This window comes from Chitinophaga sp. 22308, from assembly GCF_052045305.1.
Classification (GTDB): domain Bacteria; phylum Bacteroidota; class Bacteroidia; order Chitinophagales; family Chitinophagaceae; genus Chitinophaga; species Chitinophaga varians_A.
Genome location: NZ_JBQEOP010000012.1, coordinates 130,390 through 146,513 on the forward strand (window position 1 = coordinate 130,390; position 16,124 = coordinate 146,513).

Annotated in this window: 17 protein-coding genes; 2 read left to right on the plus strand and 15 right to left on the minus strand. The window is 42.7% G+C overall.

All coding sequences use genetic code 11. From position 1 onward, the window contains the following. Nucleotides 1–202: 202 nt before the first annotated feature. The gene (locus tag ACTJJS_RS33100) at nt 203–436 is read right to left on the minus strand and encodes a helix-turn-helix domain-containing protein (RefSeq protein ID WP_168873206.1); all 234 of its coding nucleotides are present in this window, start codon (nt 434–436) and stop codon (nt 203–205) included. A 235-nt stretch (nt 437–671) separates the two neighbouring features. Here ACTJJS_RS33100 and ACTJJS_RS33105 point away from each other — a divergent pair, with 235 nt between their 5' ends. Together ACTJJS_RS33105 and ACTJJS_RS33110 are read left to right on the plus strand one after the other, a co-directional pair. After that, nucleotides 672–1,466 (plus strand): sensor histidine kinase, encoded by a 795-nt coding sequence (locus ACTJJS_RS33105; RefSeq protein ID WP_440668288.1) that lies wholly within the window; start codon nt 672–674, stop codon nt 1,464–1,466. A gap of 5 nt (nt 1,467–1,471) precedes the next feature. Next, nucleotides 1,472–1,771 carry a helix-turn-helix domain-containing protein gene (locus tag ACTJJS_RS33110; RefSeq protein ID WP_440668290.1) on the plus strand — a complete coding sequence of 100 codons (300 nt, stop codon included), beginning with the start codon at nt 1,472–1,474 and terminating at the stop codon, nt 1,769–1,771. 769 nt (nt 1,772–2,540) lie between these two features. On the opposite strand, the gene ACTJJS_RS33115 is transcribed toward ACTJJS_RS33110, so the two are convergent. The 14 genes from ACTJJS_RS33115 to ACTJJS_RS33180 all read right to left on the minus strand — a co-directional run bounded on the left by ACTJJS_RS33115 (nt 2,541) and on the right by ACTJJS_RS33180 (nt 16,110). After that, nucleotides 2,541–3,410, minus strand: a complete 870-nt coding sequence (locus ACTJJS_RS33115) for a hypothetical protein (protein WP_168873203.1) — start codon at nt 3,408–3,410, stop codon at nt 2,541–2,543. A 53-nt stretch (nt 3,411–3,463) separates the two neighbouring features. After that, nucleotides 3,464–4,360, minus strand: a complete 897-nt coding sequence (locus ACTJJS_RS33120; protein ID WP_440668292.1) for a hypothetical protein — start codon at nt 4,358–4,360, stop codon at nt 3,464–3,466. 42 nt (nt 4,361–4,402) lie between these two features. Next, nucleotides 4,403–5,245 (minus strand): conjugative transposon protein TraN, encoded by an 843-nt coding sequence (gene traN, locus ACTJJS_RS33125; protein ID WP_440668294.1) that lies wholly within the window; start codon nt 5,243–5,245, stop codon nt 4,403–4,405. A gap of 25 nt (nt 5,246–5,270) precedes the next feature. Beyond that, complete coding sequence (gene traM / locus ACTJJS_RS33130; protein ID WP_440668295.1) at nt 5,271–6,578, minus strand: conjugative transposon protein TraM; 1,308 nt, start codon at nt 6,576–6,578, stop codon at nt 5,271–5,273. Between the two features lie 477 nt (nt 6,579–7,055). Continuing rightward, a complete protein-coding gene (gene traK, locus ACTJJS_RS33135; protein WP_440668297.1) occupies nt 7,056–7,673 on the minus strand; it encodes a conjugative transposon protein TraK in 618 nt (205 codons plus the stop codon). 59 nt (nt 7,674–7,732) lie between these two features. Further along, the gene (gene traJ, locus ACTJJS_RS33140; RefSeq protein WP_440668299.1) at nt 7,733–9,022 is read right to left on the minus strand and encodes a conjugative transposon protein TraJ; all 1,290 of its coding nucleotides are present in this window, start codon (nt 9,020–9,022) and stop codon (nt 7,733–7,735) included. A 28-nt stretch (nt 9,023–9,050) separates the two neighbouring features. Beyond that, on the minus strand, nt 9,051–9,701 hold the full coding sequence (locus ACTJJS_RS33145; RefSeq protein WP_247655003.1) for a TerB family tellurite resistance protein: 651 nt from the start codon (nt 9,699–9,701) through the stop codon (nt 9,051–9,053). Nucleotides 9,702–9,705: 4 nt separating this feature from the next. Beyond that, complete coding sequence (locus tag ACTJJS_RS33150) at nt 9,706–10,323, minus strand: hypothetical protein (protein ID WP_440668300.1); 618 nt, start codon at nt 10,321–10,323, stop codon at nt 9,706–9,708. 6 nt (nt 10,324–10,329) lie between these two features. Continuing rightward, complete coding sequence (locus tag ACTJJS_RS33155) at nt 10,330–11,001, minus strand: conjugal transfer protein TraI (RefSeq protein ID WP_168873196.1); 672 nt, start codon at nt 10,999–11,001, stop codon at nt 10,330–10,332. A gap of 27 nt (nt 11,002–11,028) precedes the next feature. Continuing rightward, nucleotides 11,029–13,461, minus strand: coding sequence for a TraG family conjugative transposon ATPase (locus ACTJJS_RS33160; RefSeq protein ID WP_440668302.1), 2,433 nt, complete (start codon nt 13,459–13,461; stop codon nt 11,029–11,031). Nucleotides 13,462–13,502: 41 nt separating this feature from the next. Beyond that, complete coding sequence (locus ACTJJS_RS33165) at nt 13,503–13,835, minus strand: DUF4133 domain-containing protein (protein ID WP_168873194.1); 333 nt, start codon at nt 13,833–13,835, stop codon at nt 13,503–13,505. 12 nt (nt 13,836–13,847) lie between these two features. Further along, a complete protein-coding gene (locus tag ACTJJS_RS33170; protein ID WP_440668304.1) occupies nt 13,848–14,180 on the minus strand; it encodes a DUF4134 domain-containing protein in 333 nt (110 codons plus the stop codon). 216 nt (nt 14,181–14,396) lie between these two features. Next, nucleotides 14,397–14,828: a hypothetical protein gene (locus ACTJJS_RS33175; protein WP_168873192.1), complete on the minus strand. Its 432-nt coding sequence runs from the start codon at nt 14,826–14,828 to the stop codon at nt 14,397–14,399. A gap of 412 nt (nt 14,829–15,240) precedes the next feature. After that, nucleotides 15,241–16,110, minus strand: coding sequence for an RteC domain-containing protein (locus ACTJJS_RS33180; RefSeq protein WP_440668306.1), 870 nt, complete (start codon nt 16,108–16,110; stop codon nt 15,241–15,243). Nucleotides 16,111–16,124 lie beyond the last annotated feature (14 nt).

Here is a 16,124-nt window from a genome sequence, read left to right on the forward strand (position 1 = left end):
TTGTAAGTTGTCTGTGAACCCTATGGTACAAAACTCGAACTTATTTGTGTTTGATTTACGAAAATTAGCAGAAATTGCCTGACAGACGCCCAAAAACGTCAAAATAACATCACTCACCATTCTTTCGCTAATATTCTGCACAATCGCAACAATTCTTATTTACAATTGTAAAGGTCGCCAGTTCTAACTGGTGACCTTTACTTTATAGCGGCTGATCCGGCCAGAAATCTTTGGGTGAACATTCCAGGGCTTTCGCAAGCTCATTAAGCATTTTTGTATTATAATGTTTCCCGCGCTTAGGGCTTTCGACATTACCAATATACCCCTCTGCCTTACCAACTAATAAAGAAAGATGCTCTTGGCTATACTTCTTTGCCTCTCTAAACTCCCTTACCTTATCTATTATATATCGATCAATAGCCGATAGTTCTGCCATACATTCTTTTGACACGGAAAATCACAAACCCCTGAACAATAAATACATGCCTATAGGCATGTATTTATTTAGTATATTTACCATAAACGAAAAATCAAAAAAAGTAGACTTTTTACATTATTCATTGATTATCAGTCAAAACCTTTTGTGCAGCAAATTCGTTTATTTAAGATCAGCCCGCGCAAACTCCCAGCCGTTCTCATTTCATCAATGACATTAAAAAAACTCTATTCTAATGAATCAAACCTTTCCTCTTCTACCTGCTGAGCATAAAGATAGGATGCAGAATGACGAAACTCACCAGCGGGAAATAGAATCCCTCAACAAGACCAATCAGTATCTCCAGATCGAGCTGCGTAAAATGAAAGACTTTATGAAAGCCGTCAACCATGATCTCGGCGCGCCTTTAAATGGGATAGAATATCTACTGGATAATTTCTCCCTTCCGGCATTTACTGAAAATTGGGTTGAGTACTACCAAATGCTTCAGCTCGTTTGTATAGCAATAAAAGATTTAAGGGAAAACACCTTTCACTTCTTAAACAACGGCGACAATAGCCCGGTAATTCAAGAAGTAGATCCCATTACATTAATGGAATCTGTAATATTATTCTTAAAACCAGCAGCTTTAGCTCGTGACATAGTATTAAAACTTTCAATATCAGATAAAACCCCTGACAAAATAACCAGTGACCCTACCCGACTAAACCGAATTGTTACCAACCTTACATCAAATGCCATCAAATTTAGCCATAGGGGTACAACCGTCTTACTCTCTGCAACTGAAAACGATGGTAACTGCGTACTTTCTGTAAAGGATGAAGGCATAGGAATACCAGAAGATAAACTACAAACAATTTTTGAGGCAGGTGTACGCTTAGACAAGGATGCACCAGGCCTTGGCGTTGGCTTGCATATTTCCAGAACGTTCGCTGAGCAACTAACGGGAACGCTCACTGTTAAAAGCCAACTCAACTGTGGTAGCACTTTTACCCTCACACTGCCTAAAGAATACGCAGCTCAACATTGATTCGGATGGGAGTAGGACATGCAATACGTATTATTAGAGAGCATTACAAAATGGATCAACGAACATTTTCATATACAGTTGGTATTAGCCAAACATCGTTGTGCCTTTTAGAAACAGGGAAAACCATTCCAAAGGACGCGACGATTGAGCAAATTGCAGTCGCGTTCAACACAGATGCAGCTCTTATAAAACTAGCAGGTGTTGGCCTCCAATTAGCCAATAAGAAGTCTTTTAATAGAGCTTTTCCGAATTTTAATGAAATTGTCTTTTCCATGATTTTTAAGGAAGCGAATAATGTTTTTTAATCCGTTCTTTATATGAGTTCAGATGTATTGCAGGCCTTAGCTATAATTACCGGGTGCTTACTCTTAATACTCATTATAGGTAAACTGCTCGAAACCTTGGCAAGAAAACTAAGGTTACGGCTATTAATTTTGGATGATTTTGAGGGCAGCGGTAAGTTAATGGCACTTACTTTCGCACTTATGTGCATAATTAACATTAGTTCATATCGGACAGTCAACATCGCCTCATTTTGCATACTCGCAATATTAATATCAATAATATTGATCCGGGCCATTAGTCATGCAATTAAAAGATGGCGATCAGAGCATGGCAACCGGGAGTAGTTGTTGACCCTATACAATGCAATAAACGTGGCTATCTGAAAGTCGGATACATGGCTTGTAAGATTAGGGCCGAACTACCATAGCCTCCAATTTATTCATGTGTGGTTCGACTGCAAAAGGAGCAGGCACGTGCCTGCTCCTTCACACTACCCCTTCCGGCCTATTTCCCTCAAAGTAACAAGACTGCCAACGCCTGGCTTATATGACGGATTCAATTTTATATAGCCCCATTCTTTCAAATCCTTCATACAATAGTAGTAAACCCGCTCTGATCGTATTTTTGCCTGCTCCCGCAGTTGGCTGGAAAATACCATTACTGGATTAATACAGCCTTGCCGGTAGAAAAAATATAGGATAGCGAGCATTAGGCTAACGTGCGTCGGCCCCATCTTCGGATCTTCCCCTACCATATCCATAAAGTCAGCGATATAATTCTCAAAGACCATCATCCCGCTCCCTGTTTTTGGCTTTTTCTTCTAGGTTTTGTTACCCCATCGCCTTGCTGCTGGCTTTTCTTCGCAGATTGTTTCTTTCCGACCTCCTGCTTCTCGGACTGGTTCTGTGTTTCCTTATTTTCCACTTTTGTCTTTTGCTGTTGCTCCTGTTGCCTCTGTTTCAGCTTTTCGCCCAAATCCTCACTGATATAGCCCATCTGTATCTGTTTTTCAAGTGGAATTGGTTTCTTGTCCAGATCATAAAGAATGAGGCTGCCTGATCTCAACGCTGGTGAAACATACAATTCATCCTGCTTCCCATCTTTATTAAGGAACTTTTCTTTTTGCAGATTTCCACGTTCAAGTGATTCTTTCAACGAAGATTTATATACCACGGAATATTCATCAATAACCTTACTCAGATTGTAGCCGTACGCTCTATCAAAGCGTTCTGACGCATAGTTCCCATTTTCCAGTTTCTCCTTCGGTTTAATTCGCTCCCAGGATTCACTTTTAGAATGATAAACAGGTCGCCCTTGCAAGAAATTATATGCCATCTTATAGGTGAAATTGTCTTTTATCTTCCGGCCATCATCTTCATTCTTTTTGTGATCCAAATAAAAAGTATGCGTACGAATTTCACCACTACCTTCCCTCTGGGCTGACATTGTATACTTATTAAGGAAATAATCACCGGTTGTTGCTGATTTTCGCAAATGAAATACAGTATCACTTTTCCCATCAGGATACTCTTTCCTAAAGGGGTGTTCAATAACCGAATGCCCTTCCTTCATCTTAGCGATGAGATTGGGATCGTAGGCTTCCTTCATGCCTATCAGCATAAAATGCTTTTGCGTTATATTGTTATCATTTCCTTCCATAAAATATTTTTTTGCCGATGGAACCTCCATACCGCATATTCGTCCTATACTAATTATCTTTTTCCCAGTAGTTTTTTCAGCGGTTTAATCTTTTCCAATATCTTTTGCTTGATCGGTTCACTTTCTTTTCCATGCATTTGCTGTTTTTCAGAAAGTTCATTTCGCACCGTATCTTGTATCATTTTTTGCTTCACTTTTTCCGTATAAACTTCAAATCGAGCTGCCTGCTTCTGAATTTTTTTTTCTTGCTTCTTGCTAATCAACCCAAGGTAAACCTGCTCCTTTATTGGAACTGGTTTCCTGTTCATATCAAACAAATCAAGACTACGAGATGTAATTGCAGGAGAAATATAGAAATCACGCTGACTACCATCTTTAGTTGTGAAAGTTTGTTTTTCCAAATTTCCTTTTTGCAATGAATCCATTATAAATGGCTTATTGTGAATATTAGCAAGGCCATACTCGGCAAGGACTCTTTCAAGATTGAATCCGTATTCTTTGGGAATGTTCTGCATGGCATAAACACCTTCAACGCGCATATAGGGAACTAAACGCCACCATGTTTCAATATTTGGCTTGTATATAGGTCTACCTTGAAGAAAGTTATATGCCTCCTTAAAGTTCCAAAGGCCGACATTTTCACTTGGTGGATACTTTCTATGATTAAAATAAAATACCTCCGACCTTTTAATATCTGTGTTCGTCATTATCGTGGACATTTTCATTTTGCTCACGAAGTGGTCATCCGTAGAAGCAGACTTCTTCAAATGAAAAATCGCATGTGCTATACCATCCGGATACTCCTTAATGTATTCATGTTTGATTAAAGGTTCCCGCGCTTTCAATTTATCTACCAAAATATCTGTGAGTGCGTCTTCTGCTCCAATATTGGTTAGCTGATTCTTTACAAATTCCAACCGTCTTTCTAAATCAAGATCTCTCTTTTCCATAAAACCAAATTAAACCATCAGAAAAGCTACTTCAATCAACTCTCACAAATTCAGATTTCGAGCCTTCAGCAGAACTTTGTGCTTAATCTTTAGCAACAGCTCTCTTCCTCCATTCATTTCACCAATCTGAATAAGCAGCTCCTGATTTCTTGGAATGGTAAAAGAAGGAAAGGCTAGCACAATAACACCTGAACTATCGCCAGTAATACTCTCTTGATCGGTAACGTATACAGGCGTAAGCACCTTCTCCTGTATAGCTGTCTTCTTTGCTTTTTTCCTATCTTTCACGATAAACTTTATAAAATCCGGTGTGTAATTAATCGAGGAATTATTGCGGACAGCAAGTTTAAAGAACATAGTATTCTCGCGCATGTAGATGCTTCCAAGCGATAAGGTTATCATCTGTTCAGTTACACGCTTTCGTAAAAAGCTACGATTATCACGAACCTCCGAACTCGACAACTCGTAAAACTCCTTACCGTGTGCTGCCCCCTTTATCAGCACATTCCTATCTTCATCACCCATCCTGTAAAAGCGGAGGTTTAATATGTTGGGTTCTTCCGCATACCTCAGCAGAAAAGAATACAATCGACCATCAGCCGTAATTACGGAAAGGTTCGTTTCTGGAAAATCAACGCTGGCAGCCTTCACTTGCAATACATTTTCCGCTCCCTTCGCTTTTTGGGCGAGTATAGCACCGCTTCCACGATCAACACTTTTTATTTCATAAGGAAATACAAGGTTGCTCGTTTTGTTGAGGCTCACCTTTAAATAATATGGCTCAATATTCTCAGCCTTTACTTCTGGACGATCACTAACTCCTTGTCCAAAGGCAGTTACAAAAAGAATACAGCTCACAAGCCAAGTCACACATAACCTTTTCATATTCTCTTATTTTAGTATGTTATAATTATCGATTCTTCACATTGTTATCTACCAGCAACACATCGTAACCACTACGAATATTAACCTTAACCACCTTCAGCTTGCGGCCTACTAAAGACTTCGCCGCCTGAATCCCTGCGCTTGCGGCTTGCGCCCCTATACTCGGATCAAGGCTCGCTATACTTAAACTTTGGATTGCCTGATCGGTGGTATGCTTGGTAACTTCAGTCGCCATGTTTGCGTTCACATCTATGCCCATGATCCCATCCATATCGTATACACTGAGATCCACAGGCAAGATATTATTCCCATACTGGATGGAGGTAACGTTGATAATAAACCGGCCATCGGCCAATTTCCCTTTTCCCCAGATAAATGCGTTCTTAGGTACACGAACACCTGCAACAAAAATGTCTTCCAACAGGCGAATCTGAACCTTAGAGCCATCCATTACCTCCTTCGATTCTGCAACCACCGCCCGAACAGTGTTCTGCTTCATCTCGGACTGATCGTCTTCGAGGGAGAAAAACCGATTAGATAAACCTTGTCGCGCAGTCCTCAATGAATCCAGGAACGAAGTCTTTCTTCCAGTATCGGCTGCCATCAAGGTAACTACATCATCACCCCGCGAAGGTTTCACAGCAAATACCTGATTCCTGTTTGCCTCAGACATTTCCTGCACTCGATCCCTCACCCTGTCAGGATGCTGTATATCGAGTATCTTTTCTAAAACTCCTGAAATTTGCTCCATCTGCTTATCTGGCTTGTCCTCACTCATTTCCTTCATCATCGCTTCCAACCGATCTATACCCTGCATATCCACTTTGCCCTTCTCACTTTCAAGAGTGGATGGCACTGGCTGCTCTTTAGCGGAGCTGCGATTTAGTTCATCATTGATGGCTGCAATCTTACGGTATACCTTTTCTTCGTTCTCATCTCTGGACGGGTAACCGTAGCTATTCGCCCGGTACTTCATCCCCATATCGCCAGTATAACCAGAAGTGTCCACACTGAAAATGCGAGCGGACATATCAGGAGAACTATAAAAAGGGTCTTTCTCCTTTAGCGTGCGCATTTTAGCAGAATCCTTATCAGCCATTTCATAATACATGAGCTTATTCCAACTGCTATCACCAGCGGCTTTAGCACCTGGTAAATCTGTATTGATCCCCTGCTTCTTAATTTCTACGATTTTCCTCGTTCCGTCTCCGCCAACTACACCGAACGAAGACAGCAGGATAGTAATAAAAGGAATCACCAAAACGGGAACCACCATCAGGAACTGCTTCTGTTTCCGCAGCTTTTCATTCACTGCACTTTCCTCATTTTTCATACAACATCATTTTCTGTTTTCCAATGTTTCTAATTGCGTAAGACTGTCAATCAACCCCGGCCTCTTCATCAAAATGCTATCATAAATCCGTCGGCCCACCTCATCCTTTTTTAAACTGTCGAGATATAACCGGAACTGTCTGAGCCTATTTGTCATATAAACAGGGCTTTCACTACTTACGTTATGATCGGGTATTATTACGTTTCGGGGCTGATAAATAGGTTGAATCCGTAAGTGGCTGTCAGTACTGCTCCCGGCAGATAGTAGGACGAAGGCTGTTACAATAACGTAGCAAAAAATAAATACTATCAACACAACCTTAACTCTGAAAGCAGACCAGCTCGACACCTTCGCATTCAAGGAATCCGCAATCCGTCGCTGAATACTTTCTACTCTGCCTGAGTAACGATCAAACACAGCATGAACCAATGATGTGCGCCCTGCCTTACGTCTGAAAAATTTCCACATAAAAAAAGTTTAACGTATCACTGTATTCAAATCTCTATTCTCCAACGTAGCCCATCGTTCAATCAAAAAGCCATGTGAATTATTATCACTCCTGCTCACATTTCGGATATACCCCTCCGTTGTAAGGCTACGGGTAACAATGCTGGTAGCTCGAATTATGCTTTGGCGTGCGTAACAACGGAAGTAGTATGGGTACTGGTCGATATTTACAGAAATACTATCTACTTCAATCTTCTGCGAAATATTGCCAGAAATAACGTTGTTATAATATCCACTTTCCTTTAGGTTTTCGTACTGCCTTTTAGCGGAAATATCCGCCAAATACAAGGCCCGCACAATGTTGTTCTTTATCACCGTTTCGTCCGGATCTAACGTAAAAAAATAGAAATGGAACATCTTCACATGATCCCGCATCTCCACTGCGACGTTATCTTTCTTTTCGCTCGCAAATGCCTCAATGGCTTTTCCGTTGGCAAGAACGTAAATCCTATCTTGTGTCTTTGAGGCAAGTAACATAGATTTATAAATGGTAAATGCACACAAACCAAAAGCTAATACGACAATAACCAACGTGAACAACCGCACATGCGCAAACGCACTTTGAATACTCTTCATTTTTTGAAACATACAAACTCACTTTTTCGTCCAACACATCGTTTCAAACCTTCAACAAACCACCGTCGCTATCAAGAAGTGTTGCCTCCTTTCAGTTTATTCGCCATATGACCAAATGCACGTCCCGCACTGGCTGCAATACCTTTTCCAGTACTACCAGAATCGTAGCCTTCTTTGATATTGTCAGGGGCATTGTATAAATTCTTCAAACCCGCCTCCACAGAATTATTATCGGCAAACATCATGTGTCCGAAACCATCCGCAGCAGCACCAGCAGCTTTTCCGGCCATACCAGCAACACCCATCGCAGCCCCGCCGGCAGCACCTGCAACCCCGCCCATTGCGGAAGTCATCTTACCGGTAAGTGCATCGCCGCCGACGAACATAATATGGTTAGCAATACTGGGAATAGTCGTATAACCATATATGCCGATTATCAGAAATACCATATAGCCCAAATCTGTCCTGCTGAAAAAAGTATCACCAGTCTGCCCAATTTGCGTCAAATCAATTTTTAGCATTTCGGCCTGAATGGTAGCAATCACGGCACCGAAAATCTGCGCTATTGGCAACCAGAGGAAAACATTTATATATCGGGCCAACCAATGCTTTATAGTATGTTGAAATCCGTCGAACACCGAGAGGCCGAAAACAAGTGGGCCTAAAATCGCAAGGATAATGAGGTTAAACGTTCGCATGGTATTGATACACAGTGACACTGCTGCGAACAATAATTGTAACACTTCCGCGATCACCTCCTTGATTGCATTTCTAAAATTGTAGGATGCTTTCGCGAACGCGAATCGAATATCATTACCGACACTCGCAAAGAACCCCTCGTCGTCGCTGGATTGACCATCATGGGTATACTTATACCATCGTTCTCTATCTCCCTCACCGGTCGGCCCAACATACATTTGCCAAACGTCCGTTTTCTTGATTGCCTCTTCCTTCTGCTTTAACAGTGCAGCCACCGATTCGTCCGCCTTATCCACCATTCTCGCCGTACCAGTCACCGTCGGCTGCATCACCCCATTTATCAGTGCAATAACTGACGGGAAAATGAGGATCGCAAAACCGAGAATAAACGGCCTAAACAAAGGATAAAAATCAATTGGCTCTGCCCTGGACAAATGCCCCCACACTCTCGCTGCTATATACCATAATGCAGCAAATCCAGCAATAGCCCTGCCTACACTCACTAACTCCTTACACAGAGGCATTAACTTACTATATAACTCATCAAGAACAGAATGCAGGCTTTTAATATCATCTGCAACACCTCCTGATCCCGCCTGCAATAGACATGGCACTCCTAATAGCACCAAGGCCACCAACAAGGATTTTAACCACACTTTCATACACCACGTTTTCTGAAATCCTCAAATATTATTTCATTCCCTCCATAGCCTTCATCCGTTCTACCTCCTTCAGCTCTTTCATCCGTTGCACAGCCATGACGGTATTCGAGCTATTGAAATGTCGCAAGAAGGTTAATTTATCCAGCATCTCTGAATGGATTTTATCAATCGCATCCAACCGTTCTTCATCCGACATGCGCAGATTACTTGCCGTAATCACCGTGAACAGATCATCCAGATTTTGCAACGAAGCATCAAACAAGCGACCGTAAACCCTGCCCATGTATTCAATCTCCGCAATCGTAAAGCTGCCCGAGGATTTTGCATACTGAAAGGCTTTCTTGTATTCCTTCACCAGCGCAATCTGATACTCTACAATATCCGCGACGCGACTGTACTTCTTTATCGCCGGGTTCACCTCCATCAGCCCATCCAGAAAGACCTTGTGAAGCTGAAAGTTTCCCTGACTGATATTCTTGATTGTGTTATACCCCCCAGATAGAATTTCATATCCCTTTTTCAAATCAGACAATATTTGACGGAACTGAGCCAACTTTTCGATATTCAGTGCCAATTGAGCAAGCTCCTTAGCCTGAGCATTGCTTCTAATGGGGGACATTGAAATCGCAACGCACATAACGCAGCACATAACAACAAAACGCAACACACCTCTTTTCATAACATCACTTTTTATCAGTTACCTTTTTCATGACTTGTACATCTCTCAACTCACGCTGCCGTTGTAATACCTGTACTTTGGTGGACGTACAGAAATTCTTTGTAAAAAGATAACAGTCCTCCATGTCAGCATGTAACGCATCAATCCGCTTAATTCTCTCATCGTCGCTTAGCTCCATTTGTCCTGGCGTTATCAACGGCACAAGATCCATCAGTATATTTTCGCAGCCTGTCAGAAGAGTTGTCCGAACTCCTCCTACATAATCCAATTCTGAACCAGCGAACACCTGACTTTCCCGCATCGCCCTCAATACACTCTTGAAATCAGATGAAATCGCCAACCCATAATTAACAATCTCAGATATCCTTGAATAGTTGCGGATTCTTGGGTTGATAGATTCCAGCGAAAGAAAAAAATCCTTATCAATTTTGAAGTGCCCATCCTTTACGTTACCTATGAACGTTAGCCCCTTCCGCGCTATCTTATAGCCTTTTTGCAGGTATTCTAAATAAACCTTATTCGCTGCGATCTGCTGTATGTACAGCTTTATCTGATTGTTCTGTGAAAGAGCCGGAAGACAGAATGAAACAATTGCGAAACACAACAACAGCATTTTTTTCATAACCAACTATTTTATTCCGTACATCAACTTTATTTGCTCCACATCTTTCTGATCTCTTGCCCGCTGCAACACCAGTTTTTTATTCTCATTATTGAATGACCGCAGGTCGTTCAGGTTCACATCAATACTTTCAGCAACACTGTTAAGGATTTCAATCCGTTTCCCGTCTGTCATTTTCGTTGTGAACGAGTTAATGACTAGAAATAGATTATCGATGTTTTTCACGCTTTCGTCAATAATTCCGGTATACACTTTCGTCATGTAATCGATCTCCTGCGGCGTGAAGTGTTTATCTCGCCGGAACAGTTGAAACGCTTTGTTGTACTCATCAACGATTGCTATCTGCTTATTAATAATCTCCTTCACACGCTTATAGCCACTGATCGCCTGCTTCACCTTGTTCAGCTCATCGAAATATTGCTGGTACTGCTCCTTATGCTTCTTCGTCCAGTCGGATATTTCATCCAGCTTTAGCTTAGTTAGAATGTTCTCAACCTCCTTTTGAGCATTTTGTAGCCAAATGGTTTTATTCTGTAACCGTTGAACAGCCAGGTCAGCCGCCTTTATGGCGGCAATTAAAGCCTGCCGCGCAACTTCCCATATTATCGCGTGGCTCTTTTTCGTTGGCGCAAGCACCAGACAAATACAAAGACCCAACCCCACAAAAAACTTGTTCATACACACTGGTATTTTCTGTTACACAATTTATTTTCTCTCCAGTACCATCTGCTCAATTGCTTTCTCCATACTTCCGAGCCTTTCAGCATACTCCAACACTTTCACCCGTTCCTTTCCTTCCGTTGTAAATGCGAAATACTCATGCGGGCACAGATCATTTTTATACACCTTCGCAACCTGGCCGCCGATCTCCATAAATATCTCGCGGTTGTCCTTATTGACACTCAGCAGAATCGACTTTGCTTTCTCAGACAGGCCTAGCGCAGCCTGCAACTGATCGAACTTGTTCATGAACTTTCGCATGTCCATCAGAATCTTCACGTCCGCATTGGCGATAATGGCATCTTTAATGATCGGCGAGGAAATCAGGTCATCCAATTCCTGCGTAATCACAATAGGAACCCCGTTAAACTTTCTGAATGTTTTGAATCCGTACTTCGTAAACTCAGCCATAGATGGCTTCGCGATGGCCTTCCATGCTTCATCGATGACAAAGACCTTCCGGATACCTGCGAGCTTGCGAACCTTGGAAATGAACAGCTCCATACAGATCAGGGTCACGACACTGAAGAGGACGGGATGCTCCTTGATATTGTCCATCTCTATAACTGTGAACCGCTGATTCAGCAGGTCTTGTTTGCCTTCAGCATTCAGCAAATAGTCAAACTCGCCCGACTTATAAAAGGGACGCAACACATACAAAAAGTTGTCAATATCAAAGTCGCGATCCTTCAGGCGATGGACTTTCAGTTCATCGATGAAGTAATTTTGCAGATACTCATAGAAGGTATTGAAGCAGGGGAATATGTTACTGTCATCGGCTAGATGTTTATAGTAACCAGTGAGTGCGTTAGATAGGGCGACGTATTCCGACCGATTAAAGGATTCACTTTCTTGCTTCCAAAGGGCGACCAGTAGAGATTTCAAGCTCTCTTTCTTTTCTGTATCGAGTGTCTGCCCATCTGGAATATAAAATGGATTGAACCGAATGGGGTTCGTTTCAGTATATGTGAAATAGTAGCCACCAACAAGATCGCACAGCCCCCGGTAACTGCCTCCAATGTCGAGAATTACACAGTGCGCGCCTTGCTCATACATCGAATTAAGCATGTGGTTTACAGTCATGCTCTTACCGCCACCAGATGTACCACACACAAGCGTACCCATATTTGAGCTGATGCCCTTCATACGCGGCGCTGTGTATGGATCGACAAACACCGGCTTACCAGTCAACCGATCACAGAAACGAATGCTCTCTCTTGGATCATCAGACCGGTAGTTGCTTTCGAGATTCAAAAAACAACACGCTTGTTCGGCGAACGTATCGAACGTATCATTCGCGGGAAAGTCGGCTGCGTTCCCCGGAATACCACTCCAAAAAATCTGTGGCGCACCGATCGTCTCCTGCTTCGCTATGGCATCCATTTGCGCTAACGCGGATGTGATAAGGTTCCGAATATCCTTTTCCTCGTCTGCACTCTCAGACCACGCCAACACATTGAAATGCGCCTTTACAGGTAACCGCTGCTGGCTGATTGCTTCGTTCAGGAAGTCATTAACAGCATCGCGACTGATGGCATTCTCCCGGCTGTATGCGGCCAGTGATTGCAGGCGCAATCGCTTACCCTCAAATTTTTTCAACGTCTGCTGCGCATCATCAATGATGATGTACTGATTGTAGATGTGATTACAGGGTAACAACAAACCGAGGTGTGAAGCGAACCCAATAGAGAACTTCGTGCGGTCGGTGCTATACTTATCATAGTTAATCCGCGAGCCACAGAACGAAGGCAGGCTATCGGTGCCGGATATAGTGAACAACTGACATCGTTTATTGCCAACCTTCACATGATCCCGTAGCTCAATATCCTGCACCATCAACTCATCCTCTTTGTCCAGGAGAAAAAGGTATTTTTCCGCAAGTCCGGCGCGCCGGTCATGGCTCTTTAAATCATCGTCCTTCAACCTACTGAGAACAATTCCTACATCACTCAACACCTTCTGGAACTGGCCTGCCACATCTTCAAACTCCTGCAAAGCCACCTCACTGAGCGTTTGAGGCGGGACGATATTCGGCCTGATGAGGTTCGACATTAAAGAAGTAGATCCCTTCCGAGCGGGTGAGCGTTTCGTAATCATAATGTAGCACCGGTGATCGAGAAACGGACGATTGTTGAAGTATTCCTGACTACGTTTTTTTAGAAAACTGTCAGACTCCGAAACCTCACCTTTGTACCGGTTCTTTACAAACCAATCCTGTTTGTGAAATACGGTATTCTTCGGAAGTAACTTAATAGCTTTAATCAAGCCCTGATGCCACGTTTCAAAGTCTTCCGAATGCCCGGTAAAAATTTCCGGCAGGTCAACGCTAAACGCGATTGTTATATCACCCTGTTTGCTGAGTATGCAATTATGCTCAATGTCAGCTATGGGGAAAATTTCATTCAGCCTCTTTTCCATCTTCACAATTAATTTTAACCACCACAACAGAAATAACGCGACTAATTCCTGCCGGAACTTCGTCGGCCCTTAAATACACTCCGGCCACTGCTCTTCACCACCTTCGGGATTCCTCTGCTGGCGATCTTCTTCATCATGCCATGCTCACCATATTTGTTACTGAGCTTATAGACGTGCATGAACAGAAAAATCGTAAGCCCTGCCACCAACACAATGCAGATATAGGAATTAACACCGGCTAAATACAGTATGGCAAACAGGAGTAAGGCCAAAACCAATCCACCACCGAGATACCATATATACTGAGCCTTCAAGCCTTTGAACTCTATGGCCTTGTTTACGCCTTTGTTGATTTTGTACACACTGTTTGCCATACCTGTAATTGTTTATATGCCGAAAAACGAACGCAAGACGGTCGCAACGATAACCAGAAATACACAGCTCCCGAACCAGGCGGCAGCAGTACTCCCGGTATCGGGATGCCCGTTGCTCCACTTTTGATATACCCGAATAGCTCCGATCAAGCCAAGAATGGCCCCCACCGCGTACATCAAATCACAACCAACATCAAAATACCCGCGCACTTTTGTGTTAGCCTCCTGAATACCAGCTTTACCGTCTTGTGCATACACACAAACCGCCATCATTAATGACACTGCTGTCAGCGCCGTACAAACCAGCAGCCGCTTTCCAAAGCGATCAATCAACTTCATTTCCATACACACTTCGCTTTTATTGTTATCAAAAAAGTAAGGACATAAAAAGGCCCTGCGCACTACCTGACCCGATTTCACAGAACCATTCAACACTATCAGGTAACGGCAGGGCCGAAACGCAGACCACTCACTGCGCATTTTTAAAGAAACACTCCGTACCAACCCCTCGCACTTGGTTTTCCTGCATCACGGTACTGACGAGTGTTTCTAATGTGGCGTTCATTCATCCCATAAAGCACTCAATTCACCCGCACTCAAATGAATGCCACACTGACTTTCTGCAATAACTTCGACCAGATTGGTGATACCGTTTTGGTAAATACTCCCTTTTGTTCGGGGGTACTTCTTTAGGAGCATCTTGATACCCGTAAGCAGCTCCGCTTTCTCCATACCCTCTTTTCCCGCCTGAGCGACGAAGGCTTGTAGCTCATCAACAAGGGAGTGAACTGGTGCCATCGTCGCGGCATTCTGATCCCCTCCATCTCCGTCCGGCTCTTTGAAAAGAACGCTATCTGCTGCCTTCTTTTCTTCAACCCTTCTTTTCCTCTTCAGGATAGAACCACCTTTTACGCGAAAGAAAAGATGTACAACGCCATAGTAGATTACCAGCAGCAAGCCAAGCCACAACAGGTAAGTAGTCCATGTAATCATAGTGCATCGTTTTATTGCAGTACAAAAATGGCACACTTCAAATCCTGCTTTTCACACTATGCACCGAAGTGGTTGAAATAATTTTTCGGAAAGGAAAGTTCATCGGCCGAATCAACGTATAAAAGGCGATTGATGCGCGCATACGTATATTTATATATATGCCCACATGCACGCATACATACATTATTAACTGAAGTGGTGCACCATCATTCGGAAATTAGGAAACTAAAGAATGCGTGCATCCATCCTCTTATATATACATATGGTACACGCATACATCCACAGGTAAGGTGGAAACATAAATCCCACTTCGGGCCGAAGTGGGATTTTGAGCTTGTGACACAAAAAATGCCGTACTATATACGGCACTCGTTTTTAGTAGGGTTAGGTAGAAATGGCTACACCTGGTCAATTATTGTTTTGGATTTTCATCCCAATAGTTCATCCGATCCTCCAGTCGGTCAATCAACTGATTTAAAAAAGACACCCGATCCTTCTTGCGCAAGCGGATTTCTTGAAATGTTCGGTAGAAGTTGCCTAAATCGATATTAAAGGTTTGCGACAGGTCAGCCACTATATCCTTCACATCGGCGTTCCCATCATTCAAAACACCCGCACTATACAGGGCGTATATCAATTCCGTAAGAGCCGTTTTTGAACCCGTCCAGCGCAGCCCTTTACTTGGCTGCTTTTCCATGAATCCAATTGTTTGCTTGATGGTATCAACCAAAGCCAACTGTCTGTACAGGTATTCACAGTATGATTCGTCAGCAATAAATTCAGCTATAGTACTATCATATAAGGTTTGAAAAGAACTATCGACTATCAAGTAAGAATCGCCGGAGTACAACAGGCCACCTGGCTTTCTGGTAAAATACACTTTGTCCAACATTGTCTCGCCCGACTTATAATAGGAATACAGATCACCGAATTTTTTATAGTGCTTTTTCACCTTGCGGATCTCACGCCTGAAGTACTTACCCGCATTTATCCTGTCTATTTTCAATGGCCTGTTTACTTCCAGATCATACAATTTCTGAAAGAAAATGAGTTTACTCATAAACTGCGGCTTCACCTCTTTGAAAAAAACTATTTCGTGTTCTTCATCGGTAAATCCGTTGTCAATAACGTGTTGCCTTAAACGCTCCAAAGCTGCTTTTGCTGTATCAATTCCACGGCGTGCGTATTCAATGGGGCTGAGTCCTTCTTTCTCCAACTGTTCCAGCTCATTTACCATTTCGCTATGGAGCGATACAAAAATTGAATATCGCTGTTTCTGCATAGGGAATAGTTTTT